The following is a 23717-nucleotide window of genomic DNA, read 5'->3' as shown; positions in this document are numbered from 1 at the left end:
CGCTGCCCACCGCCCCACCCCGGGGGCGGTGGGCAGCCGCATGAACCGATGGCTCGGTCGCAGCCGCCCCGTATTTTCCGGCGCGGCCCTGCACCCCCACGCCACCCCATTCGTACGAGACTCGGAGGTACCCGACCGAGCGCCACCACCCGCAAGGAGTCCATCGTGTCCTCAGCCTCCAGCGCTTCGAGCACGCCCGCTGTCGCCGTACTCGGCACCGGCCTCATGGGGTCCGGCATGGCCCGCAGTCTGCTGCGCGCCGGGCTGCCCGTGCGGGTCTGGAACCGGACCCCGGCCAAGGCCCAGGCGCTGGCCGACGACGGAGCCACCGTGCACACGGCCGCCGACGAGGCGGTGCGCGGCGCCGATGTCGTGCTCACCGCCCTGAACGACGGCCCCTCCGTCGCCGCCGCCCTCAGCGCCGCCTCCCCCGGACTGCACCCGGGTCAGCTGTGGCTCCAGACCGCCACCGTCGGACCGGACGCCACGCTCGAACTGGCGGCGCGGGCAGCCGAGTTGGGGGTGGTCTACTTCGACGCCCCGGTCCTCGGCACCCGGCAGCCGGCCGAGGAGGGCAAGCTGACGGTCTTCGTCTCCGGACCCCCCGAAGCGCGCGAGCGCCTCGCGCCGGTGCTCGACGCGATCGGGCGGCGGACCGTCTGGGTGAGCCACGACCCGGGCGGGGCGTCCCGGCTGAAGCTGGTCGCCAACACCTGGGTGATCAATCTGGTCGGCGCCGTCGCCGAATGCCTCGGGCTCGCCGAGGGTCTCCAGGTGGATCCCCGCCTGTTCCTGGACGCGATCGCGGGCGGCCCGCTGGACACCGCCTATCTGCACACCAAGGCCGCCGCCGTCCTCACCGGGGACCTGACGCCCAGCTTCGCCCTCTCCACCGCCCTGAAGGACACCCGCCTGATCCTCGAAGCAGCCCAACAGGCGGGCGTCCGGCTCGACTTGACGGCGGCGTCGGCCGAGCGGTTCACCCGGGCCGAGGCGGCCGGTCACGGCGACGAGGACATGATCGCGAGCTATTTCGCGGGCCGCGCCGAGCGGTGACCGGCCACCGCGGGCGGGGTTACGGCGTGCGGAAGGTGTAGAAGCCGCGGCCGAAGGTCGCCGCCACCAGTCGGTGGTTCGTACGGTCGTAGGCGAGGTCGGATACCGGGACCAGCGGCAGCCCGCCGCCGAGCCGGAGCCAGCGCCCCGGCCCGTACGCCGCGCCGACGAACACGCCCTGGTCGGTGGCGACGTACAGCGCTCCCCCGGCGCCGGGCACGACGTCGTTCACCGGCGCCTGCGGCAGGTTGCCCGACAGGTCGGTCCAGCTCGCGCCCGCGTTGTGGGTGCGCAGCAGATGGGGCTGGGCGGAGCCCGCGCGGTAGCCGGAGAGGGAGACGTACGCCGCCGTCGGGTCGGCCGGGTCGACCGCGACGCGGGTCACCCAGGGCTGCCCGGCGAGGACTTGGGTCCAGTGTCCGCCGAGGTCCCTCGTGATCCACACCCGGCCGTCGTCGGTGCCCGCCCACACGGTCCTTCCGTCGCGGGCGGCGGCGACGGTGGTGATGGTTCCGTACGGGTAGCCGTCGCGCCCCGGACCGCCGGTGAGGTCGGGGCTGATGGGCTGCCAGGTGGCGCCGCCGTCGGTCGAGCGGTTGAGCCGATTGCCGCCGTAGTAGAGGGTGTTGGGGTTCACCGGGTCGAACTGAACGGGTGTCAGCCAGTTGCGGCGGTCGGCGGTGGTCGCGTCGGTGTACTCGGTCAGGGTGGTGCCGCCGTCGGTCGAGCGGAAGCAACTCCCGTACTGGTAGCAGGCGTACACCTTGTTCGGGTCGGTCGGGTCGATCAGGTTCTGCAGCCCGTCGCCGCCGAGGTACTCGTTGAACCGGGGGCCGCCCCAGGAGCGGACGGAGCCGTTGTCCTGGGCGCCGCCGGACAGCCGGGTGGTGTCCTGCGGGGTGGCGGCCACGGTGTAGAGCTGGGTCCACGGCTCGTACGCGGCCTTCGTCCAGCCGCCGTCGCCGCGTGCGTCCGAGCGGTAGACGCCGCCGTCGTTGCCGAGGTAGAGGCGGCCCGGGTGGCGCGGGTCCCAGATCATGGCGTGCTGGTCGGCGTGGACGGCGTTTTCCTCGGCCGTCCAGGTCGTACCGCCGTCCTTGGTGGTCATCAGGGCGACCCCGGCCACGTGCACATGGCGGGCGTCGGCGGGGTCGACCCAGACCTTGCCGAACCACCAGGAGTAGCTGGACTGGGAGTCGGCGAGCGCCGGGTTGCCGGGCAGCTTGGACCAGGTGTCGCCGCCGTCGGCGGAGGTGAGGAAGCCGCCGAAGGTGCCGTCCGTGGCGCCGGTCATCGCATACAGGCGGCCGGGTTCGGAGCGGGCGATGCCGAGTCCGATGCGGCCGGAGTCGGCGGTGGGCAGGCCGCCGCCGAGCCGCCGCCAGTGGGCGCCGCCGTCGTCGGAGCGGAAGACGCCGGAGCCGGTGCCGCCGTAGGTCCGCCGGTCCGGTACGCGCCGGTGGTCCCACAGGACGGCGTACACGCGCTCGGGGTTCGCGGGGTCGCGCTGCACGTCGACGGCGCCGGTGTATCCGTTGGGTACGTCGAGCACCCGCCGCCAGGAGGTGCCCGCGTCGTCCGACAGGTAGACGCCCCGGTCGCCGCCCGCGGTGTAGAGCGAGCCGGTGGCCGCGGCGAGGACCCGGCGCGGCCTGCGCGGGTCCACGTCGATGGCGCCCACCGCCCCGGAGTCGCGCAGCCCGGCCGGCTGCCAGTTCCGGCCGTGGTCAGTGGACCGGTAGATCCCGGTGCCTTCGTAGGTGATGCTGCCGCCGCCGGGGTTCGGTTCACCGGTGCCCGCGTAGAGGGTGCCGTCCGGGGCGGCGGCGATCGCGCCCATGGCCTGGGTCGGCCGGTCGGGCCAGACGGGTTCGAAGTTCTTCCCGGCGTCGTCCGAGCGCCAGACGCCGCCGCTGGCGGCTGCCGCGTACACGGTGTCGGGGCGGTTCGGGTCCAGGGCGAGCGAGACGACCCGGCCGCCGATGTTGGTGGGGCCGGCCGGCCGCCAGGTGCCGGGGGTGGCGTGCAGCGCGGCCGCCTGGGCCGCCGCGGTGTCGTAGGCATGCCGGGGCAGCGGCTGCCCGGGGACCGCCTTCTGTACGTAGCTGTACTCGGCGGGCGCCGCGGGCCCGCCGTCCTGGTCGCTCTCCTGGATTCCGGCGCCGGCCGCGTGGGCCCCGGGGACCAGCAGTCCGCCCATCGCGAGGGCCAGGGCGGCGGTGACCCGCGCCCTGCCCGATCTCCACGCACGCATGGCCTGCTCCTTCCGCGTCCGGCGGGGCCGGGCACGTCAGCTGGACGAGCTGTCCGATGGCTTCCGCGCCCTGCACGCATCGGGCGCACGGGGAGAGAGTGTTCATCAACTGCCGTAGTGACACCAGTAGTTGGACTCAAGATTGTCGCGTTCACGCCATGACGGACGCCCCGGCCTCCGCTGCGGGCGGCTGGGCCGGATCCGCTGCGCGGTGCCCGCGGCTCCGCCCGGCGCCGTGCCCGCGAAACTCCGGCGAGAGGCGTGCGGCCGGTTCGATAGCATGGCTGCGTCCACCGGTCGAGGCGTCATCAGGCGTGATCCTCTTCTCCGGGGGCCTCCCGACCTGGGTTCGCCGTGGCCTCGCCGCGGTGCCGTACGCACGAACAAAGAGGAGCATCCGAGGATGTCTCGACACCTGATCACCAGCGCGCTGCCGTACATCAACGGGATCAAGCACCTGGGCAACATGGTCGGGTCGATGCTTCCGGCGGACGTGTACGCGCGCTACCTCCGCCAGCGCGGACACGAGGTCCTCTACATCTGCGCCACCGACGAGCACGGCACCCCCGCCGAACTGGCCGCGAAGGAGGCCGGGCTCTCCGTCGCCGAGTTCTGCGCGCAGGCGCACGACACCCAGAAGGCGATCTACGACGGCTTCCAGCTGGCCTTCGACTACTTCGGCCGCAGCTCCTCGCAGCAGAACGTGGAGATCACCCAGCACTTCGCCCGGCAGCTGAAGGAGAACGGCTTCATCGAGGAGCGGGCCATCCGCCAGGTCTTCTCGATCACCGACGACCGCTTCCTGCCGGACCGCTACATCGTCGGCACCTGCCCGCACTGCGGCTATGACAAGGCGCGCGGCGACCAGTGCGAGAACTGCACCCGCGTCCTGGACCCGACCGACCTGCTCGACGCCCGCTCCGCCATCAGCGGCAGCAGCGAGCTGGAGGTCCGCGAGACCCGGCATCTGTTCCTGCTCCAGTCGAAGCTCCAGAGCGAGGTCGAGGAGTGGATCGACCGGGTCGGCGGGGAGTGGCCGCAGCTCGCGTCGTCCATCGCCCGCAAGTGGCTGACCGAGGGGCTGCACGACCGTGCGATCACCCGTGACCTGGAGTGGGGCGTGCCGGTCCCGGCCGACGCCTGGCCAGAGCTGGCCGCCGAGGGCAAGGTCTTCTACGTCTGGTTCGACGCCCCGATCGAGTACATCGGCGCGACGAAGGAGTGGTCCGACCTGGACCCGGCGAACCGCGACTGGAAGTCGTGGTGGTACGAGGCCGACGAGACCGTCCGCTACACCGAGTTCATGGGCAAGGACAACGTCCCGTTCCACACCGTGATGTTCCCGGCGACCGAGCTGGGAGTGCGCGAGCCGTGGAAGAAGGTCGACTACGTCAAGGCCTTCAACTGGCTCAACTACTACGGCGGCAAGTTCTCCACCTCGCAGCGCCGCGGTGTCTTCACGCACGACGCCCTGGAGATCCTGCCCGCCGACTACTGGCGCTACTTCATGATGGCGAACGCCCCGGAGTCCGACGACACGTCGTTCACCTGGGAGCACTTCACCGCGACGGTCAACAAGGACCTCGCCGACACGCTCGGCAACTTCGTGAACCGGGTCCTGTCGTTCTCGCGCAAGCGGTTCGGCGACGACGTCCCGGCGGGCGCCGCGGCCGGGCCCGCGGAGGCGAAGCTGGGCGAGGAGATCGCCTCTCTGCTCGCCGAGTACGAGGGCCACATGGAGGCGCTCCAGTTCCGCAAGGCGGCCGCTTCGCTGCGTGCGCTGTGGTCCGCGGGCAACTCCTACCTGGAGGAGAAGGCCCCCTGGCTGGAGATCAAGACCGACCCGGAGGCCGCCGCGCTGACGCTGCGCACGGCGATGAACCTGATCCACCTCTACTCGGTGGTCTCCGAGCCGTTCATCCCGTCCTCGGCGCAGGCCATGCGCTCTGCCTTCGCGCTGACCGGCGACACCGCTACGTGGGTGACCCCGGAGCAGGCCAGGGCCCTGGACGCGGTTCCGGCCGGTACCGCCTTCACGGTGCCGCCGGTCCTCTTCGCGAAGATCACGGAGGAGGACCTGGAGTCCTACCGTGAGCGCTTCGGCGGCGCCGACGAGGCCTGAGCCGCAGACGAGCCGAGGGCCCTGCCGGACATTCCGGCAGGGCCCTCGGTCCTTCAGGCCAAGATCAGGCCGTGATCAGCGCCGGGTCGCTCACGCCCGTCGCGCCCGTCTCGACGTGTCCGGCGAACCGGCGCAGGAAGGCGGCGTCGGCGACGGAGGTCACCGACACGTCGTACCAGCTCTTGCTGGAGCGCAGGTTCACCGTGTGCTTGACGGTCGCGCCGGCCGCCACGGTGAAGGTCTGCGCCGCTCCTCCGTAGACGCTCGCGTTCGCGACCTTCAGGTGGACGGCGGCCCTGCCCGCGTTGGTCATGGTCAGGTCGAGGTTGCCGGTGTGCGCGTTGTGGCGGGCGGTCACCTCGGGGCCCGCGGTCTTGCCCTGGCCCTTGAACGTCCGCAGGAAGCCGTTGGGCCCGAACACGCTGAGGTCGGTGACCCCGCCCGAATAGGCCGTGTTCCAGGTGTCGGAGATGGTCTTGCCCGCCTCCGTCGTGTACGTCCACGGCCCGTCCGTACGGTTGGCCGAGGTGACGAGGAACTGGGCTCCGGCCGAGGCGCCACCGCCGAAGGTGAGCGTGAACTTGCCGGTGCTCGCGTTCGCCGCCCCGTCCACCACGGGCGCGTACGGCAGCGGCCGGGTGCAGCGGGCGCCCCGCTCCTGCCGGGGCAGGGTGCCGGTCGCAGGCGGGGTGGGCACGAAATCGGGGTGGCGGTTGTGGTCCGGCGGAATGTACGCGGTGGTCGAAGGCAGCGCCGGGGCCGAGGCGTTCGTACGGCTGAAGTCGAAGGCCGAGGTGAGGTCGCCGCAGATCGCACGGCGCCAGGGCGAGATGTTCGGCTCGTGCACACCGAAGCGGCGCTCCATGAACCGGATGATCGAGGTGTGGTCGAAGGTCTCGGAGCAGGTGTAGCCGCCGGTGCTCCACGGGGACACCACGAGCATCGGCACCCGCTGGCCGAGCCCGTACGGCCCGGCCGCGTGGCCGGCGTCGCCCGGGAAGTAGTCGGGTCCTGTCGCGACCGTGGAGAGGCCCTGGGAGGCGCCGGAGGGCACGAACGGCGGGACGACGTGGTCGAAGAAGCCGTCGTTCTCGTCGTAGGTGATGAACAGCGCCGTCTTGGCCCACACCGCCGGGTTGGAGGTGAGCGCGTCCAGGACCTGCGAGATGTACCAAGCGCCGTAGTTCGCGGGCCAGTTGGGGTGCTCGGTGAATGCCTCGGGGGCGGCGATCCAGGAGACCTTGGGCAGGGTGCCGGCCTTGACGTCGGCCTTGAGGTGGTCGAAGAACCCGTCGCCGTTCTTGGCGTTGGTGCCGGTACGGGCCTTGTCGTACAGCGGGTCGCCGGGCTTGGCGTTGCGGTAGTTGTTGAAGTACAGCAGCGAGTTGTCGCCGTAGTTGCCCCGGTAGGCGTCGTTGATCCAGCCCCAGCCGCCGGCCGCGTCGAGTCCGTCGCCCACGTCCTGGTAGATCTTCCAGGACACCCCGGCCTTCTCCAGGCGCTCGGGGTACGTGGTCCAGCCGTACCCCTTCTCGTCGTTGCCGAGGACCGGCCCGCCGCCCGTGGAGTCGTTGCCCGTGTAGCCGGTCCACATGTAGTAGCGGTTCGGGTCGGTGGAGCCGATGAACGAGCAGTGGTACGCGTCGCAGATGGTGAACGTGTCGGCGAGCGCGTAGTGGAACGGGATGTCCTCACGGGTCAGGTAGGCCATCGTCGTGGCCGTCTTCGCGGGGATCCACTGGTCGTACTTGCCGTTGTTGAGCGCCTTGTGGCTGCCCGTCCAGTCGTGGTTGAGATCCTGGATGAACTGGAGGCCCAGGTTGTCCGCCTTGGGGCGGAACGGCAGCACCTCCTTGCCGCCGTCGCTCTGGTGGAACACCGACTTGCCGCTGGGCAGGGTGACGGGCCGCGGGTCGCCGAAGCCGCGTACGCCCTTCAGGGAACCGAAGTAGTGGTCGAAGGACCGGTTCTCCTGCATCAGGACGACGATGTGCTCGACGTCCTGGATGGTGCCGGTGCGGCCCGCGGCCGGGATGGCGGCGGCCCGCGCGATGCTCTGCGACAGCGCGGCGAAGGCGGCGGTGCCGCCCGCGAGCTGCATGAACCGGCGCCGGTTGAGTTCAGCCATGAGTGAGGGCCTCTGCAAGTGTGAGGGGACAGGGGGCGGAAAGGGGTGTATCAAGAACACCCAGGGATGCGAAAGCCCCCATGCCGTCACTGTGACGCTTCGGTGTACGGGAAGCGAAAAGAACCCCACGCGTGGCGCGGGCGGCCTCAGCACGGCCGTCGGCCGGGGTGCCGTTCCTACGCCATCCAGAAGAAGACCGCGGTCATCCGCTTGTCCTCGATGGTGCTGCCGCAGTAGCCGGTGGCGCTGTGCATGGTGTTGGCGGTGTAGAGCAGCAGCCGGTTGTAGCGGTGCGCGACCCGTACGTCCTCGGTGAAGGAGTCCGGCGGCACGAACCGCGTGCCGAGCGCCTCGACGAGATTGTTGTGCGGTGCGGTGACCATGTTGCCGCCCAGTACACCGCCGGGCAGGCTCTGCCGGAAGAAGCTGGTCCCGCAGTCCTTGGGCGCCCGCGGATTGAGGTAGAGCACCGCCGCGTACCGGCACAGCGCCCGCGAGTCGGTGTGCGGGCGCGGTTCGCTCTCGCCGGCGCCGACGACCTGGATGCAGTTGTGGTTGAGGGTCGCGCCGCCGGGGGCGGTGGCCTGCCACAGCTCCTTGGCGCCGGTGTGCTGCTTGACCAGGCGCTCCACCCGGGCCAGTTCGGCGGGCGCGAGGCCCGGCATGGTGCGAAGCCCCGGCCAGGTCTCGGGCTTATACGGATAGCCCTCCACCCAGTCGTCCTTGGCCACACAACGCGCCCTGACCTCATCCGCGTTGGGCAGCACGTCGTCCAACACCCAGTAGTCCCGGCCGAGTTTGGGCTTGCGATAGGGGAGGACCGGCAGCACCGGACGGTTGGGGGGCATGGGGCCGACGATACTGGCGGGTCGCGTTTCCACTCTCCAATGAAAGGGTCAACCTTTCCCCAACGCAGGGGAATCGGTCCTGGCCACGGGGCGCGACTGGGTGCGACGGCGCGGTCAGTGGTGGCCTTCGCCCCGGTTGAGTTCCAGGTACTCCTCGGCCGTCGGCTTGGGGATCTGGCTGCCCGGACCGTACAGGGCCTTCGACAACCGGGCCCGCAGCCGGTCGGAGCGGCGGAACTTCCGAACGACACCGTTGGCGTCGACGGCGGGACCCAGCTCGTACGGCCGAGGCTGCTCGTGCACAGTGAGCGTGTACAACTCGCCCTGGGTGAGCGGTTGGTGGACCTCCACGTACTCGCCGTGCGGCAGGAGCTTCACGATCCCCGACTCCCGGCCGTGCAGGGCCTTGTCGCGGTCGCGGCGCTGGAGCCCCAGGCAGAACCGCCGGGTGACCGCGAACGCGACGGCGGGGCCGACGAAGACCGCGATCCGTACGAACCAGGTGATCGTGTTGATCGACACCTGGAAGTGGGTGGCCCACAGGTCGTTGCCGCCGCCGATGAGCAGCACCCCGTACAGGGTCAGCCAGGCCACGCCGATCCCGGTGCGGGCCGGTGCGTTCCGCGGCCGCTCGGCGATGTGGTGCTCGCGTCTGTCGCCGGTGACCCACGCCTCGAAGAACGGGTAGACGGCGATCGCCAGCATGATCAGCGGGAAGAGCGTGAACGGGATGAAGACGCCGAGCTGGAGGGTGTGCCCCCAGGCGTTGATCTCCCAGCCGGGCATGACCCGGATCAGCCCCTCGGAGAAGCCGAGGTACCAGTCGGGCTGGGCCCCGGTGGACACCATGTCGGGGCGGTAGGGGCCGATCGCCCACAGCGGGTTGATGGTGGCGACCGCGCCCATCACCGCGAGCACCCCGAACACCAGGAAGAAGAAGCCGCCCGCCTTGGCGATGTAGATGGGCAGGAAGGGCGCGCCCACCACGTTCTGCTCGGTCCTTCCGGGCCCGGCGAACTGGGTGTGCTTGTGGTAGAAGACCAGGATGAGATGGACCACGACCAGGCCGAGCATGATGCCGGGCAGCAGCAGGACGTGGACCGGGTAGAGCCGCGAAATGATGTCGTGGCCGGGGAACTCGCCACCGAAGAGGAAGAACGAGAGGTACGTTCCGACCACGGGTACGGACAGGATCGCGCCCTGGGCGAAGCGGATGCCGGTGCCGGAGAGCATGTCGTCGGGGAGCGAGTAGCCGGTGAGCCCGGTGACCAGAGCCAGCATCAGGATCGTCCAGCCGAACAGCCAGTTCACCTCGCGCGGCTTGCGGAACGCGCCGGTGAAGAACACCCGCATCATGTGCACGAGGAGTCCGGCGACGAAGACGATCGCCGCCCAGTGGTGGATCTGCCGGATGAGCAGCCCGCCGCGCACGTCCAGGCTGATGTCCACCGCGGACTCGTACGCCCGTGTCATCCGGATGCCGTTCAGCGGCACGTACGAGCCGTGGTAGACGACTTCGACGCCGCTCGGCTCGAAGAACAGGGTGAGATAGACGCCGGTCAGGATGAGGATGAGGAAGCTGTAGAGGCAGATCTCGCCGAACATGAACGACCAGTGGTCCGGGAAGATCTTGCGCATCTGGGCCTTGGCCAGCGTGTGCAGTCCCAGGCGGCCGTCCGCCCAGTCGGCCAGCCGCTCGCCCTTGCCGGGCTCGGCCGGCCGTCCGCTGGTCCGGGTGCGCTCGATGCGTTCGCTCATGCGTCTCCCCCTCAGGCGGATACCAGGGTAGACATGGCAGCCTCTGGTGGCCAACAGCACCTACGGCAAAGGCATATGAGGAATCGTCAGTTCGCGCCGGATCGGATGACGGGCGGCACACGGTGGTGCGTTCGGCTCCTGTGACGGTCCCGGCCCCGGCTGCCGCACTGGCCGACAATGCCGCCCTTTCGCGCACGCGTCGGCGACAATGCCGTACCGCAGTCTTGACGGGCTCGCTCTACAGACGGGACTCGGCACATGACCGAAATCGAAGCGGATCACAGGGCACCGGAGGCGTTCGCGGCGGGGTTCCGGCTGCGCGAGGTGGTGGTCCGCGAGCTCGAAGCGCGCCGGCCGACGGGATCGGCCCTGGTCGACGAGGCGTGTCGGCATGCGCTGCTGCCGCCGGGAAAGCTGTTTAGGCCCTGTCTGCTGCTCGCGAGCGCCCAGGCGGTCGGCGGCGATGCGATGAGCGTGCTTCCGGCGGCGGTCGCCGCGGAGTGCGGGCATGTCGGCAGCCTGATCCACGACGACATCATCGACGCGGACACGGTGCGCCGCGGCCGCCCCGCCGCCCATCGCAAGTACGGCGTCAACGAAGCCATCGTCGCTGGTGACCTGCTGTTCTTCCAGCTCTTCGCGTGTCTGGCGGAGTGCCGCGACCGGGGTGTGCCCGCCGACCGCGTGGTGACGGCGGTGGCCGCGATCGCGCGGGCCGGGATGGATCTGTGCCGGGGCCAGAGCCTGGAGTCGCAGCTCACCGGGGGCCGGGTGTTCGAGGTCGGCCCGTATCTGGAGATGATCCGCCTGAAGACGGCGGCGCTGTTCCGGGCGGCCTGCGAGGTGGGAGGCATTCTGGGCGGGGGCGGTCCGGGCGAGCTCGCCGCGCTGGTCGCGTACGCGGACCATCTGGGCATCGCCTTCCAGGTCCACGACGATCTGCTCGCCTACACCGGCGACGCGGACCGCACGGGCAAGGCGCCGACGAGCGACATCAGGAACGGGCGGCTCGTGCTGCCGGTCATCCTCGCGCATCGCGACGCCTGCGGGCCCACCCGCCGCGACATCGAGTCGTGCCTCGGCGGTCCTGGCGATCCGGCGCAGGCGCTGGCCGCCATGACCGCGATTCTGCGTACGTCGGGGGCGATCGACGAGGCGCTCGCGCTGGCGGACAGTCATGCGCGCTCGGCGGTCGAAGCGCTGGACGCGCTGCCGCCCGGCGAAGGACGGGAGCTGCTCGCCGAGTCCGCGACGCGGGCGCTCGCCACGCTGACCGCGACGGCGAGCCCGGCGACGAGCGGCGCCGGGACCCAGCCAGGCTGATCGGCTTCGTGGCAGTGGGTCGCACCGGTCAGGCGTACGGCGTCCCGGAGCGTCCGGAAGGGCTCAATCGGTCGGTCAGAAAGGCGAGGATCTCGTCCCTGGCCTTCAGCGTGGGATGTCCGGCCTCGTCGACGAGGTGAGCGGTGACGACGCTGTGGGGCGACTCGACCACGTCGCGGAAGAACGGTGGCGGGCTGGTGTTCGCCGAACTGTCCGGAAGGACACGGCCGTCGAAGGCAGCACCGAGGAGTGCCTGATAGGCGGCGAATCGGCGGGCCGTGCACCAGCGGTCGCCTTCGAAGCGGTAGGCGAGAACCTTCAGTCCGTCGCGCGCGACGCGGTCCCGGACCGCGCGCGCGTCCCCGTCGCTGATCTCGATTCCGGCCGGGTCGTCCAGCGGCAGCGACGGGTGGTTGAGCACGGGTGCGACGACCGCTGGTTCAAGCGCCATGGTGAGAGCGAAGTTGCCGGTGAAGCACAGTCCGATCGCGCCCACTCCAGGGCCGCCGCATTCGGCATGGGCTTGGCGCGCGAGCCCGCGCAGCCACGCCGTGACGGGGCTGGTGCCGCCGCCGGCGAACGCACGGAACTCGGCACTCACGCACGCGCGGCGGACGACCTCGGTACCGCCCTCGACCGTGGGCCAGGCACCGTCGGTCCCGAAGAGCGAGGGCACCTGGACGGTGAAGCCCGCGTCCCGGATCCACCGCGCCAGCCGGAGGACGTCGGGGCTGATGCCGGGCATCTCCGGCATCAGCACGACGGCCGGTCCGGAACCCGCCGCGTACACCGTCTTCACCACGCCGTCCACGTCCACGAGTCGGCGGGAGAAGTCCGTGATCGCGTCGTCCAGGCGTCCGTCGTCAGTACTCATGGTGACAGCGTGGACCGATGCCCCCGCACCGGGTGAGGGGCCAGGTCGCCATGTTCGCGGGTAATCTCGCCATCGGCCGGTGGTGGTGAGGAGGCGAGCATGAGCGCGCTGCGGGTGGGTGTCCTGGCGTATCCGGGCTGCTTCGCGTCCGAAGTGTTCGGCGTGCCCGATCTCTTGACGATGGCCACGCACATCGCCGGCCCGGACCACGCCGGATACGAGGTGACGATCGTGTCGCCCCGGCGTCGCGTTGCCGCCTCGGGTGGTGCGGCGTTGGCCGTCTGCCCACTGCGCGAGGTCGACGTCCTGGTCGTGCCCGGCTTCGAACTCGTGCCGGGCCTCGATGTGGCGGCGAAGCTCGCGTCCCTCGCCCCGGAAGTCACCGCGATCCGCTCGCACGCGGCGACGGGAAGTGCCGTCGTCTCGATCTGTGTCGGCGCGTTCCTGCTCGCCGAGGCCGGACTCCTGAACCGGCGCCGAGCTACGACGGCCTGGCTCCACGCGGACGAACTGGCCCGGCGCTGTCCGCAGGCCGAGGTCCGGCCCGAGCGTCTGGTCGTCACCGACACCGGGGTGACGACGACGGCGGCGTTCAGCGCCATGTACGACTTCGCGCTGGAACTGATCCGCGAACACAGCGGTGCCGGTGTGGCGCGGGCCACCGCGCGGGTGGCACTCGTCGACGACGCGCGCTCGTCCCAGACGCCGTACGTCGACGCCGGCCTGCTCCCCCGGCCCGGAAACGCCTTCTCCCACCAGGTCATGCGACGGCTCGACCAGCACCTTGCCGCGCGATACGACCTCGCCGCGCTGTCGGACACGTTCCATGTCAGCACGCGGACGCTGCTGCGGCGCTTCGCGGACGAGACCGGCCGCAGTCCGCTGGAGTACTTGCAGTCGTCGCGCGTCCGTCGCGCCCGCCATCTCCTGGAGACCACGGACCGGACCGTCGCGGACATCTCCGCCGCGGTCGGCTACCGGGACCCCAGCACGTTCGCCGCCCTCTTCGCCAAGCACACCGGCCGGCGCCCGAGGGACTACCGCGCGGCCTTTCGACGCGGTGCCGGCTGATGGCACCCCGCGCCCGCCTGGGTGAGGAGGCGCCGCAGCCAGCGGGTGCGGGCATCGCGGGCGTCCTGGGTGAGGGCCGCCCGGGGCGCGAAGGAGTCGAAGCCGTGGAAGGCGCCGGGCCACACGTGCAGTTCGGCCTGGCCACCGGCCTGCCAGATGGCGTTGGCGTAGGCCACGTCCTCGTCCCGGAAGGTCTCGGCCGACCCGACCTCGATGTAGGCCGGGGGCAGCCGGGACAGATCCGTGGCACGGGCGGGAGCCGCGTAGGGCGGGATGTCCTCGCCGCCGTACCGGTCGCCCAACAGCGCCTGCCACGCTGTGGTGTTGGAGGTGCGGTCCCACAGGTCGATGCCGGCCATCTGGTGGCTGGAGAAGGTGTCGTCGCGGTCGTCGAGCATCGGGCACAGGAGCAGTTGCCCGATCGGCGCGGGGCCGCCCCGGTCACGGGTGAGCAGGGCGAGCGCGGCGGCGAGTCCGCCACCGGCGCTCTTCCCTCCGACGACGATGCGGTCCGGGTCGATGCCGAGTTCGGCCGCGTGCCCGGCCGCCCAGACGAATCCGGCGTAGCAGGCCTCCAGCGGTGCGGGGTAGCGCGCCCGCGGTGCCAGCGGGTACTCGACGGAGACGACGGCCAGCTCCAGCGGAAGGGCCCATTCGCGGAGCACTTGCGGAAGCACGGACCAGGCATTCCCCATGATCATGCCGCCGCCGTGCAGGTAGTACAGCAGCGGCAGGGGCCCGGTGATCCCGGCGGGCCGTGCGCTCACGAGCGTGACGTCCTGTCCGCCGGACGCTCCTGGCACACGTAGCTCCGCCACCTCGAAGCGGCCGTCGGCGCGAAGGTCCCGGACCGTCGGTCTGGGCCGCGTCGCGGCGTCCCGCCGCTGCCGGGCCGCGAGGTTCTCCGGCGTGAACGGCTCCCTCGCCCCGTCCCCCAAAGCCCTGAGCGCCGCGCCCAGTTCGGGGTCGAACGGGGGCGCGTCCCAGGACGTCGTGACGGGGCCCGGCTCCGCCGGCCCTCCGCCCGCGCTCATGACAGGCCGTCCCGTCGGCCGAGCGCATGCCGGCCGGAACAGCTCGTCAACACGTCCGTGCAGACGAGCGGGTACCGGTCGGAACAGCTCGTCAACGCGTCCGTGCAGACGGGGAGCGCTCGCGCTATGTCCATGCTGGGTAGTCAATCATCCGCCGCCACTCCTACGCAGTGGCCATCGGCACGTTCAGCGAACGGTGGAAGGACTGGCAGTCCCTGAACTCGCCCTGATTCAAGGGAACTTGGGACCGAGCGAGGGAGCCGTCGGCGCACGGTGCTGCCCCGCCCCGGGCGGGCCGGGGCGGGGCAGGTGCCGGTGGGCGGCGGGCCCGGGGGCTACCGGGTCAGCAGGGTGTCGGCGACGGAGGGCGGTACCGGTGCGAGGGGCGCCGGTCGGGTGGTGAAGGTGCCCCGGCCCTGCGTCCGGCCGCGCAGCCGGGACGCGTACCCGAACAGCTCGGCCAGCGGAACCGCCGCCGTGATCACTGCGGTCCCGGCTTGCGCCGTGGACCCCGAGACCCGGCCGCGTCGCGCCGCGAGATCACCCAGAACACCACCAACTCCCTCCTCCGGTACGGTCGCCGTGACCTCGACGACCGGTTCGAGCAGTGCCATCGTGCTCGCCCGCAGCCCCTCGCGGAGCGCGAACCGGCCCGCCGCGCGGAACGCCAGCTCCGAGGAGTCCTTGGAGTGGGTCGCCCCGTCGGTCAGCGTGACGCGCAACCCGGTCACCGGGAAACCGCCGAGCGGGCCCTCGGTCAGCGCGTCGCGGCACCCTGCCTCCACGGCCCGCACGTACTCCTGGGGCACATGGCCGCCGACGACCGTCGAGCGGAACTCGAACCCCATTCCCTCCAGCGGCTCGACGTCGAGGACGACATGCGCGAACTGCCCTGCGCCACCGTCCTGTTTGACGTGCCGATGGACCAGGCCGGTCACCCCGCGTACGACGGTCTCCCGGTAGGAGACCTGCGGCCGGCCGACGACGACCTCCACCCCGTGAGCGCGGCGGATCTTCTCCGCCGCGACCTCCAGATGGAGCTCGCCCATCCCCGACAGCACGGTCTGACCGGTTTCCGTGTCGGACCGCACGACCAGCGAGGGGTCCTCCTCGACAAGCCGTGCCAGCGCCGCCGAGAGCCGGCCGGTGTCGGTACTGCGGCGGGCCTCGACCGCCACCGACACCACCGGTTCGGCCACCGACGGCGGTTCGAGGACCACGGGCGCCGCCGGCGCGCACAGCGTCGTACCGGCGCGGGCGCCCTTCAGACCGACCACGGCGACGATGTCCCCCGCCACCGCCTCCTCCCGTTCCTCGTGGCGATCGGCCTGCACCCGCAGAATCCGGCCGACCCGCTCGGTACGGCCCGTTGCCGCATCCCGTACGGATTCGCCCTTGCGGAGCGTGCCCGAGTAGACCCGCAGATAGGTGAGGCGCCCGCTCGCAGTGACCGTCACCTTGAAGGCCAGAGCGGCGAACGGCGCCGCCGGATCGGGGGCGCGCTCCTGGTCTGCGCCGTCCCCGGTCCCGCGCACCGGCGGCATGTCGGCGGGCGACGGCAGGTACGCCACCACCGCGTCCAGGAGCGGCTCGATGCCCCGGTTGCGATACGCCGAGCCGCACAGCACGACCACGGCATCCCCGCTCAGGGTCAGCTCCCGCAAGGCGCGGACCAGGGTCTGCTCGGTCAGTGCCGATGTCGCGCAGAACTCCTCCAACGCGTCCGGATGAAGCTCCGCCACCGTCTCCTCAAGCACCCGGCGACGCCGTTCCGCCTCCTCCCGCAGCGCCTCGGGCACCGGCCCCGTCTGATAGGTGTCGGAGTCGGCGTGCCAGAGCAGCGCGCGCATCCGCAGCAGGTCCACGACCCCGGTGAAGCCCTCCTCCCGTCCGACGGGCAGTTGCACCGCGAGCGGCACCGCGCCCAGCCGCTCCCGGATCGAGGCGACCGCCGTGTCGAGGTCGGCTCCCGCCCGGTCCAGTTTGTTGACGAACGCGATCCGCGGCACCCCGTGCCGGTCGGCCTGCCGCCACACCGATTCGCTCTGCGGCTCCACTCCGGCGACCGCGTCGAATACGGCGACCGCCCCGTCCAGTACCCGCAGGGAGCGCTCGACCTCGTCGGAGAAGTCGACGTGGCCCGGCGTGTCGATCAGGTTGATCCGGTGTCCGCTCCAGGAGCAGCTCACGGCCGCGGCGAAGATGGTGATGCCGCGGTCGCGTTCCTGGGCGTCGAAGTCGGTGACGGTCGTACCGTCGTGGACCTCGCCCCGCTTGTGCACGGCGCCGGTCGCGAACAGGATCCGTTCGGTGAGCGTGGTCTTGCCGGCGTCCACGTGGGCGAGGATGCCGAGGTTGCGGACGGCGGTGGGTGAAGTGACGGCGAGAGGTCGCCTGTTGGTGCGCATGGCCCGAGGCCTTTCCAGTACTGAGAAGAAGGGCAGCGCAATTCCCGGACGCGAGGGATCCGTCGCGAGGGATCCGTCTTCTCCGCACGCCGCCGGTGCCTTCCGGATGGAACGAGCGGAAGGGAACGAGAGCTGGAGGACCTACAAGTGCGTCACGGGCATACGGTGCCGGCCGCGCAGCCGGCACCGCGCGCTACGAGACACCGGAATCACGTCGTACCGGGACGGGGAAGTGGGAGCCGCGGTGCGGTGCGTGCACATGGCCCAACTCCCCTTCTCTTCTACTCTCTTCGCAGACATGGAGCGCGCGGTGCTCGTTGGTCGGCAGCGCGTCGCATGGCGAGTGTAGGGAGCGAGTCAGGCGCGGGGCACATGGTTTTCCGGCGCCGCACCGCCCAACCCGCCGGCCGCGGCCGCTACTCGGGGTTCTTGATGACCTCGAACATGCCGGCCAGGGCCTCGGCGCCGTGACCGTCGGCCACCCGCTTGTCCAGGAACTTCTGGATCGGGACCATCAGATCCGGCCGGATACCCTGTGCCCTGCTGGCCTCCACCATCTTCTTCAGACCCACCGCGTTCAGCGCGGCCGTAGAGATGGTCGTGGCGTACTCACCCGCGTCGACCGCCTGCGCGGCACCCTTGATGCTCGGCAGCACCACATGTGTGATCCAGGCCTCCGCGTACGGTGCAAGTGCCGCGGCGGGAATGTTCTCGCTGCCGACCAGAGCGTAGGCGTGCAGCGCGCTCGTGAGGCTCGCCCACAGGATGCCCAGCAGACCCAGGTCGTAGAGGGCGGCGGTACCCGCGTCCGGACCGAGGAACACGCTGTTGCCGCCAAGCACCTTCAGCGTCGACTCGTGGGCCTCGAAGGTCGCCCGGGAGCCGCCGTAGAACAGCAGCGTCTGCGGCAGGCCGACGGCCGGCGGGACCGTCATGATGTAGCCGTCCAGATACTCGGCACCGAGCTTCTCGGCCCACTTGGCCGCGCCGCGCGCGTCCTCGGGGAGGCCGGAGGTGAGGTTCACCAGCACCTTGCCCGACAACGACTCCTTGACCGGCTCCAGGATCGCGTACAGGGCGTCGTAGTCGACGACACACACGACCAGGATGTCGCTCGCGGCAACGGCTTCCGCGATGGATCCGGCCCGCGTGGCGCCCTGCTCGACGAGAGCGTCCGCCTTGTCGGCCGAACGGTTCCACACGGTCGTCCGGTGACCGGCCTTCAGATACGCACCGGCGAGCGCGGCACCCATCATGCCCAGACCTATAACTGAAACGGGCGCACGATTTTCATCGGCCATCACAATCACGCTCCTTCTAGGATTTCTCACGGGTCGCATCACATACGGGAGGCGCGACAACAGCCCCCGCTGGCCCCCTCGTTAAGTACGCGTTTGCAGGCTATACCGGCGCCTGGGGCCGCTCAAGCACTTACCGCAAAGTGCGTGCCCGGGCGCGGTCCTGGAATCGAAAGGTAATCCGGCGCTAAGCAAGGACACCAAGAGATATTGATTGCCAGTGAATTACTGACCGATGGGCGACGGCTGCTTCTCCCCTGCCCGGTCGCCCGCCGAGTCCCCTCGCAGGCGCCGTTCCGGGTGGCTGCACCGACTCCCCTGGCCGTGGAATCAGCCCCCCCTGTGCGCATCACCTGCCCCGTCAACGCCCTTGCATTTACCCTGGGGTTACCGGCGCGCACGCAGTGCGCGTGGGCTTGGGAGCGTGAACCGTCAGCCAGCGGGGTGGGATCATGAGCGTCAGAGTCAGGCCTACACATTGCGGGCTGGATGCCGCAGTGGAAGTGATCAGCGGCAAGTGGAAGGTCGTCATCCTGTGGGCGCTCGCCGAACAGGACCGTCGCTTCGGTGAGTTGCGGCGACTCATCCCGGGCGTCAGCGAGAAGGTGCTGTTCCAGCACCTTCGGGAGCTGGAAGCGGACGGCATCGTCCACCGCGAGTCGTACGGAGAGCCGCCGGTGCGTGTGGAGTACTCCCTGACACCGCGCGGCGCCGCGCTCAACGTCGCTCTCCGTCCACTTGGCGCCTGGGGTCGGGAGTATCTGCCCGAGCGGGTCGAGCCGGTACCCGAAGGCGTCTGATCCCCCGGAGCATCCCCATCCGGGGTGAGCCGAGAGTTCGTTGAAGATGAGGGTTCCGAGGTTACCGGCCGATGACCGTCGCCGGAATCCGCCCGGCGAGGATTGCAACCGCTTCCGAATGCTTATCGGTGTCCGCCGGGACATAGGCAGACCCGATATCGGCCGACGCAATCCCTCGTGCAGGCAAATTCCGGGAAAACGGCCTTGATGCCGAGAAACGGCGTTGGCTCCCCGACGAGAACCTCGACCTCCTGGAGAAGGCCGGGGCGTTCCGGATGGCCCCGACTGACGTGTTGTTCGCCACACCTGCGCGCTGTGCGGGGGTGCGCGCGGGCGTCGAGGTCCGCGCCATTTCGGACGTACCGCCGGTAGCGGTTGCGTACGAGTGGATCATGTGTGGTGGGATGAGGTGATGCGAACCCCCATACGCATGCACCCTCGTTACCGCAACCCCTATGACGAACTGGCGGCCCTGGCAGACCCCGAGCCCGACCCCCACCCGGCCGACGGCTCCTGGGCCGACCCCGGCTCCGTACCTCCGGAGATACCGGGAGCAGTACCGCCGGGGCCACCGGCCTCCCCCGGGCCCGCCGACCCCCACCTCGTCCCCATGGGCGCCGAGCTCGACGAGGACTTCTTCTCGTCCCCGCCCGACCGCCGGCGCGTGGCGAACGGCCACCGCTCCAGGCGCGGTCGCCGACGCCGCAGGAGCCCGTTCGCCGCCCTGCCCCGCGTGGCCAAGCTGCTGTCCGCCCTGGTCGTGACCGCGGGGTTCCTGGTCCTCGCGGACCGGTACGCGGCGATGTACGCGGAGAAGAAGGCGCAGCAGGCGCTCCAGGACGACCTCCACCTGGCGGCCGCACCCCAGGTGGACATCCACGGGTTCCCCTTCCTCACCCAGGTCCTGGACAAGCGCCTGCGGCGCGTGGACGTCACCGTGCCGCACGTGCCCGCAGATCGCGTGTCCCTCGCGAAGGTGCGGGCCAGCGCGCACGACATCGAGTTGACGGGCGACCTGCCGAGCGACATACGAAGCGCGGTCATCGGCAATCTGGACGGAGAGATCACGCTCTCCTTCGACGACATGAACCGTGAACTCGCCGCCTCCCAGGTCAAGTTCAGCCGCCGGAGCGACAACGCGGTCGGCGCGGACGGCAAGCTGACCATCGCCGGGCAGGAACTGCGCGTCAGCGCGGAGGCCCAGTTGCGGCTCGACGGCAGCCGCGGTCTGTCCACGGACATCGACGGGATGAGCCTCGACATGCCCGGCATCGCCACCTACCGGCCGGGCCGGGACAGGGGCCTGACGCTGCACCGCGAGACCGCCGAGCTCATCAGCCGGGACACGGCGCGCGTGAAGGCGCTGCTTTCCCTCCCCGCTGTGGTGAAGCGGCTCGGAGTGCCGGACAAGGACGTCGAGTTGGCCCTGCGGAACGACGAGAAGCTCCACCAGCTGGTGGGCACGCCCCGGTTCGTCGAGCAGCTGATGCGCGTCAACCTCGTGGACGTCGTGGCGGACCACCCCTGGCTGTTGTCGAAAATCGGCATCGACCCGAAACTGATCACCGGCCTGCTCGCCATGCGCCCCCCGGAGCTGTCCGACCGCCTGTCCTTCTCGTTCACGCTGCCCAAGGAGGCACAGGACCTGCGACTGCGCGGTGTACGCGTGGAGAAGAACGGCATCGTGGCGACGGTCTCCGGGACGGATCTCGCGGTGGGCAAGGGCCGCTAGAGGTTCTCCTGTGACCGGCACGGCGGTTGGTGCGCCGTGAGCCTCCGCGCTCGGCCGACGAATCCGGCGGACGCGCTCAGGGCATGGGCAGGCCTCACAGCCCGGCCTTGAGGGACTGCGCGCCGGTCAGCACTGCCGGTGCGTCGTTCGTCTCCCTGAGGGAGGCCGACAGGGCGCGGGCCTCGTGTTCGGTCATCCGGGAGGTGTCGTACGGCACGGCGTTGACCCAGCGCTGAGTCAGCCGGGCGATCCGCTCGCCGTACCGCTCCGCGGTGATCCGGTCGCCGCGCGATCCGGCATGCTCCGGCCCCTGGTCGGCGTGACTCTGGCTCATCAGGCCCAGCCACGAGCCCAGCCGGTTCACATCGTCGCGGGCGCCACCGCTCCAGTTGTTGCCCGGCATGTCTCCCACCCCGATCCACTGCATGCCCATCTGCGCACCGAAGACCGCCAGTTGCTCCAGGACCGCCAGCTTGTCGCCGCTCTGCGAGGCGGACATGGTGAACGCCCCGGCCAGCTTGTCCTTCCACGCCTGCGTGATGAACGGCGTGAACGCCGCCTCCATGAACGCCTTGAACACCGCCGACACGCTGCCCATCAACGTCGGGCAGCCGAAGACGATCGCATCGGAGCGCTCCAGCAGCGCCAGCACCTGCGCATCGTGCCAACGGCCCGCGATGACGTCCTCGGGCCGGATCTCGACGAGATGCACCCGGGCGCCCGGCACCAGCCGCGCCCCGTCGGCGAGGTGCTCGGCCAGGACCCGGGTGTGCCCGTGCACCGAGTGGTAGACCACCGTCACCGTGACCATCGGCGCATCGTGCTCATGGTCAACGTCATTGGCTGTCATGCTTCTTCACTACTTCCGGTCGTGGGGAAATCCCTGCTTGCCCACCCATCACAACCTGCGTACGGCACAGCATCAACGCCGAACTTCGCCGCGCAGCGATCGGTCACACCGATCGATCGCGTTAGCCTGGCCCCATGGACAGGATGGAACTGGAAGCATTCGTCGCGGTCGCCGAAGAGCTCCACTTCGGCCGCGCCGCCGCGCGCCTGCACCGGGGGCAGCCCACCGTCAGCGACGCCGTCAGGCGGCTTGAGAGCACCCTGGGCGGGCGGCTGTTCCACCGCACCAGCCGCCGGGTGTCACTGACCGGTCTCGGCGAAGCGCTGCTGCCCGACGCCCACGCCACCCTGGCCCAGCTGCGCCACTTCAAGGAGCGCGGACGCTCCCTGGTCGCCGGCGACCGGACCCGCACCACCCTCGTCGTCGCGCACGCCGAATACACCGGCCAACAGCTGCTGCTGCGCTGCCTGCCGCAACTGCGCGACCGTTTCCCCGACGTGACGATCGTGCCGGAGGCCATGCCCACCACAGCCCAGCTCACCGCCCTGCGGGCGGAGACGATCGGCCTGGGCATCGGCTGGGCGACCGGCGACGTCACCGGCGTACGCGCGAGGGTGCTGTCCACCGAGAGGTTCGTGGCGCTCGTACCGGCGACCCACCCCCTCGCCGCGCACGCCGAGCTGAGCGCGTCCGAACTGTCCACCACCGGCCTGCTCACCTGGCCCCACCAGATCAACAGCGGTCTCTGCGACCGCCTCCTGTCCGCCTTCCACATCGGCGGAGCCGACCTGCGCATCATCAGAACCGCCGACAGCGTGCACGCCATCGCCGCTCATGTCGCCGCGGGAACGGGCATCGGCATCACCGTCGAATCCGCACTCGACCACCAGCCACCCGGCCTGCGCATCATTCCCCTCACTGGCCCTTCGACCACCGCCGACCAGGTCGTCCTCACGCCCATCGAGTCGTCGGACACCGCCACGGCACTGCGCGACCTGCTGCTGCACGCCTCGGCAAAGTCGCCCAGCACTTCCCGCGGAGCGCTTGGCTGACGGCGCAGCGCTCCACTCCCCTGCTCACCTACGACGTCGGTCCAGGGGGAGGAGTGGCCTCGGACGAGGAGAGTGTGCGCGGCTGCGGTGTCGTCCAGCTGACGAGCAGTGGGAGGGAGCGAGCGGTTTCGGAGCCCGGTTCGACGTTGTAGACGCACAGGGTCTGCTCGTTGTCGCCGGGCACCTGGAAGGACTCGTAGGAGAAGTGGAGGTCGCCGACCACGGGGTGGTGGTAGCCCTTGGCGCCGTGGGTGCGGCGCAGCACGCGGTGGTCGTGCCACCAGGTGGAGAACTCCGGTGATTTCAGGGTGAGTTCGCCGACGAGTTCGGCGAGCTGCCTGTCGTCGGGGTAGCGTCCGGCTTCCAGGCGGAGGACGGCGACGGTTTCCGCGGCGATCCGGTCCCAGTCGAGGACGCGTTCGCGGGCCTGGGGGTCCAGGAGGTAGTAGCGGGCCAGGTTGCGGCGGGGTGCGGGGAGGGCGTCGAAGTCGGTGAGGACCTCGCGGGCGAGGTGGTTGGTGGCCAGGACGTCGGTGCGGCGGCCGAGGATGAAGGCGGGCACGTGGTCGAGGGTCTGCAGCATCAGATGCAGACCGGGGCGTACGCGCTGGGGGCTGGTCGGGCCGCGGCGCGTGGCCGTGGGGCGGGCCAGCAGGTCGGTCAGGTGCTCGCGCTCGGAGTCGTCCAGGTGCAGGGCGCGGGCGAGGGCTTCGAGGACCTCGGGAGAGGGGTTGCCGACGCGGCCCTGTTCGAGGCGGGTGTAGTACTCGGTGCTGACCCCGGCGAGGCGGGCCACCTCGTCGCGGCGCAGCCCGGGGACGCGGCGGGCGCGCCCGTCGTCCGGCAAACCGGCCTTGTCCGGGGTGAGTCCGGCACGCCGGGTGCGGAGGAAGTCGGCGATCTCACGGCTGCGGTCCATGTCTCCATTGTGGTCATGCGGGGCGGGCGAGCCCGCTCCTGGGTGGCCCTGCGGGTACCTGTCTCACGAATACCTGCCTGGTCAGGGCCCACTTCGGCGGCCTGCGAAGGCGTTAGGGGTGGTGTTCTGGATCAGGGGCACGGCGGCAATCCGGCCGTCACCACTTCGCCCCCTCACTCCTCACCTTGAA

17 protein-coding genes are annotated in these 23717 nt (G+C 70.6%); 7 read left to right on the top strand and 10 right to left on the bottom strand.

Annotated features, from left to right (window positions below):
• Positions 1–165: 165 nt before the first annotated feature.
• Complete coding sequence (locus tag ACIBK6_RS35985) at positions 166–1056, top strand: NAD(P)-dependent oxidoreductase (RefSeq protein WP_399056644.1); 891 nt, start codon at positions 166–168, stop codon at positions 1054–1056.
• A 19-nt stretch (positions 1057–1075) separates the two neighbouring features.
• Here ACIBK6_RS35985 and ACIBK6_RS35980 read toward each other — a convergent pair whose 3' ends face one another.
• A complete protein-coding gene (locus ACIBK6_RS35980) occupies positions 1076–3310 on the bottom strand; it encodes a glycosyl hydrolase (RefSeq protein ID WP_399056641.1) in 2235 nt (744 codons plus the stop codon).
• 280 nt (positions 3311–3590) lie between these two features.
• Between ACIBK6_RS35980 and metG the strand changes: the two genes are divergently transcribed.
• The gene (metG, locus tag ACIBK6_RS35975) at positions 3591–5432 is read left to right on the top strand and encodes a methionine--tRNA ligase (RefSeq protein ID WP_399056639.1); all 1842 of its coding nucleotides are present in this window, start codon (positions 3591–3593) and stop codon (positions 5430–5432) included.
• Between the two features lie 64 nt (positions 5433–5496).
• Here the strand turns inward: metG and ACIBK6_RS35970 are convergent, their stop codons facing one another.
• The 3 genes from ACIBK6_RS35970 to ACIBK6_RS35960 all read right to left on the bottom strand — a co-directional run bounded on the left by ACIBK6_RS35970 (position 5497) and on the right by ACIBK6_RS35960 (position 10166).
• Positions 5497–7560 carry a phosphocholine-specific phospholipase C gene (locus tag ACIBK6_RS35970; protein WP_399056637.1) on the bottom strand — a complete coding sequence of 688 codons (2064 nt, stop codon included), beginning with the start codon at positions 7558–7560 and terminating at the stop codon, positions 5497–5499.
• A 176-nt stretch (positions 7561–7736) separates the two neighbouring features.
• Positions 7737–8408 (bottom strand): DUF6445 family protein, encoded by a 672-nt coding sequence (locus ACIBK6_RS35965; RefSeq protein ID WP_399056635.1) that lies wholly within the window; start codon positions 8406–8408, stop codon positions 7737–7739.
• A gap of 114 nt (positions 8409–8522) precedes the next feature.
• Entirely contained in the window at positions 8523–10166 is a 1644-nt protein-coding gene (locus ACIBK6_RS35960) for a cytochrome bc complex cytochrome b subunit (RefSeq protein WP_399056634.1), read from the bottom strand.
• 258 nt (positions 10167–10424) lie between these two features.
• Between ACIBK6_RS35960 and ACIBK6_RS35955 the strand changes: the two genes are divergently transcribed.
• Positions 10425–11489 carry a polyprenyl synthetase family protein gene (locus tag ACIBK6_RS35955; protein ID WP_399056631.1) on the top strand — a complete coding sequence of 355 codons (1065 nt, stop codon included), beginning with the start codon at positions 10425–10427 and terminating at the stop codon, positions 11487–11489.
• Between the two features lie 28 nt (positions 11490–11517).
• On the opposite strand, the gene ACIBK6_RS35950 is transcribed toward ACIBK6_RS35955, so the two are convergent.
• Entirely contained in the window at positions 11518–12363 is an 846-nt protein-coding gene (locus tag ACIBK6_RS35950; RefSeq protein WP_399056629.1) for a dienelactone hydrolase family protein, read from the bottom strand.
• 99 nt (positions 12364–12462) lie between these two features.
• Here ACIBK6_RS35950 and ACIBK6_RS35945 point away from each other — a divergent pair, with 99 nt between their 5' ends.
• A complete protein-coding gene (locus ACIBK6_RS35945; RefSeq protein ID WP_399056627.1) occupies positions 12463–13434 on the top strand; it encodes a GlxA family transcriptional regulator in 972 nt (323 codons plus the stop codon).
• On the opposite strand, the gene ACIBK6_RS35940 is transcribed toward ACIBK6_RS35945, so the two are convergent.
• The 3 genes from ACIBK6_RS35940 to ACIBK6_RS35930 all read right to left on the bottom strand — a co-directional run bounded on the left by ACIBK6_RS35940 (position 13401) and on the right by ACIBK6_RS35930 (position 18177).
• Positions 13401–14468 (bottom strand): alpha/beta hydrolase, encoded by a 1068-nt coding sequence (locus ACIBK6_RS35940; protein ID WP_399056625.1) that lies wholly within the window; start codon positions 14466–14468, stop codon positions 13401–13403. The genes ACIBK6_RS35945 and ACIBK6_RS35940 overlap by 34 nt on opposite strands.
• A 335-nt stretch (positions 14469–14803) precedes the next feature.
• Entirely contained in the window at positions 14804–16876 is a 2073-nt protein-coding gene (fusA, locus tag ACIBK6_RS35935; protein ID WP_399056623.1) for an elongation factor G, read from the bottom strand.
• 416 nt (positions 16877–17292) lie between these two features.
• Positions 17293–18177, bottom strand: a complete 885-nt coding sequence (locus ACIBK6_RS35930) for an NAD(P)-dependent oxidoreductase (protein ID WP_399056621.1) — start codon at positions 18175–18177, stop codon at positions 17293–17295.
• A 449-nt stretch (positions 18178–18626) separates the two neighbouring features.
• Between ACIBK6_RS35930 and ACIBK6_RS35925 the strand changes: the two genes are divergently transcribed.
• A complete protein-coding gene (locus tag ACIBK6_RS35925; RefSeq protein WP_399056620.1) occupies positions 18627–18974 on the top strand; it encodes a winged helix-turn-helix transcriptional regulator in 348 nt (115 codons plus the stop codon).
• A gap of 430 nt (positions 18975–19404) precedes the next feature.
• The gene (locus ACIBK6_RS35920) at positions 19405–20706 is read left to right on the top strand and encodes a DUF2993 domain-containing protein (protein ID WP_399056618.1); all 1302 of its coding nucleotides are present in this window, start codon (positions 19405–19407) and stop codon (positions 20704–20706) included.
• A gap of 94 nt (positions 20707–20800) precedes the next feature.
• On the opposite strand, the gene ACIBK6_RS35915 is transcribed toward ACIBK6_RS35920, so the two are convergent.
• Positions 20801–21556, bottom strand: coding sequence for a flavodoxin family protein (locus tag ACIBK6_RS35915; RefSeq protein ID WP_399056616.1), 756 nt, complete (start codon positions 21554–21556; stop codon positions 20801–20803).
• Positions 21557–21690: 134 nt separating this feature from the next.
• On the opposite strand from ACIBK6_RS35915, the gene ACIBK6_RS35910 reads away from it, so the two are divergent.
• Entirely contained in the window at positions 21691–22608 is a 918-nt protein-coding gene (locus ACIBK6_RS35910; RefSeq protein WP_399056614.1) for a LysR substrate-binding domain-containing protein, read from the top strand.
• Between the two features lie 28 nt (positions 22609–22636).
• Here the strand turns inward: ACIBK6_RS35910 and ACIBK6_RS35905 are convergent, their stop codons facing one another.
• The gene (locus tag ACIBK6_RS35905; RefSeq protein ID WP_399056612.1) at positions 22637–23527 is read right to left on the bottom strand and encodes a helix-turn-helix transcriptional regulator; all 891 of its coding nucleotides are present in this window, start codon (positions 23525–23527) and stop codon (positions 22637–22639) included.
• Positions 23528–23717: the final 190 nt, after the last annotated feature.

This window comes from Streptomyces sp. NPDC050485 (genome assembly GCF_044458185.1).
Taxonomy (GTDB): domain Bacteria; phylum Actinomycetota; class Actinomycetes; order Streptomycetales; family Streptomycetaceae; genus Streptomyces.
The sequence above is the reverse complement of the archived record's forward strand: the minus strand, read 5'-3'. Positions and strand labels throughout refer to the sequence as shown.

What these genes read in the sequence shown, in the direction of transcription:
- ACIBK6_RS35980 (WP_399056641.1), bottom strand. Translation starts at nt 3,310, where the DNA reads ATGCGTGCGTGGAGATCGGGCAGGGCGCGGGTCACCGCCGCCCTGGCC.
- metG (WP_399056639.1), top strand. Translation starts at nt 3,591, where the DNA reads ATGGCTGCGTCCACCGGTCGAGGCGTCATCAGGCGTGATCCTCTTCTC.
- ACIBK6_RS35970 (WP_399056637.1), bottom strand. Translation starts at nt 7,560, where the DNA reads ATGGCTGAACTCAACCGGCGCCGGTTCATGCAGCTCGCGGGCGGCACC.
- ACIBK6_RS35965 (WP_399056635.1), bottom strand. Translation starts at nt 8,408, where the DNA reads ATGCCCCCCAACCGTCCGGTGCTGCCGGTCCTCCCCTATCGCAAGCCC.
- ACIBK6_RS35960 (WP_399056634.1), bottom strand. Translation starts at nt 10,166, where the DNA reads ATGAGCGAACGCATCGAGCGCACCCGGACCAGCGGACGGCCGGCCGAG.
- ACIBK6_RS35955 (WP_399056631.1), top strand. Translation starts at nt 10,425, where the DNA reads ATGACCGAAATCGAAGCGGATCACAGGGCACCGGAGGCGTTCGCGGCG.
- ACIBK6_RS35950 (WP_399056629.1), bottom strand. Translation starts at nt 12,363, where the DNA reads ATGAGTACTGACGACGGACGCCTGGACGACGCGATCACGGACTTCTCC.
- ACIBK6_RS35945 (WP_399056627.1), top strand. Translation starts at nt 12,463, where the DNA reads ATGAGCGCGCTGCGGGTGGGTGTCCTGGCGTATCCGGGCTGCTTCGCG.
- ACIBK6_RS35940 (WP_399056625.1), bottom strand. Translation starts at nt 14,468, where the DNA reads ATGAGCGCGGGCGGAGGGCCGGCGGAGCCGGGCCCCGTCACGACGTCC.
- fusA (WP_399056623.1), bottom strand. Translation starts at nt 16,876, where the DNA reads ATGCGCACCAACAGGCGACCTCTCGCCGTCACTTCACCCACCGCCGTC.
- ACIBK6_RS35930 (WP_399056621.1), bottom strand. Translation starts at nt 18,177, where the DNA reads ATGGCCGATGAAAATCGTGCGCCCGTTTCAGTTATAGGTCTGGGCATG.
- ACIBK6_RS35925 (WP_399056620.1), top strand. Translation starts at nt 18,627, where the DNA reads ATGAGCGTCAGAGTCAGGCCTACACATTGCGGGCTGGATGCCGCAGTG.
- ACIBK6_RS35920 (WP_399056618.1), top strand. Translation starts at nt 19,405, where the DNA reads ATGCACCCTCGTTACCGCAACCCCTATGACGAACTGGCGGCCCTGGCA.
- ACIBK6_RS35915 (WP_399056616.1), bottom strand. Translation starts at nt 21,556, where the DNA reads ATGACAGCCAATGACGTTGACCATGAGCACGATGCGCCGATGGTCACG.
- ACIBK6_RS35910 (WP_399056614.1), top strand. Translation starts at nt 21,691, where the DNA reads ATGGACAGGATGGAACTGGAAGCATTCGTCGCGGTCGCCGAAGAGCTC.
- ACIBK6_RS35905 (WP_399056612.1), bottom strand. Translation starts at nt 23,527, where the DNA reads ATGGACCGCAGCCGTGAGATCGCCGACTTCCTCCGCACCCGGCGTGCC.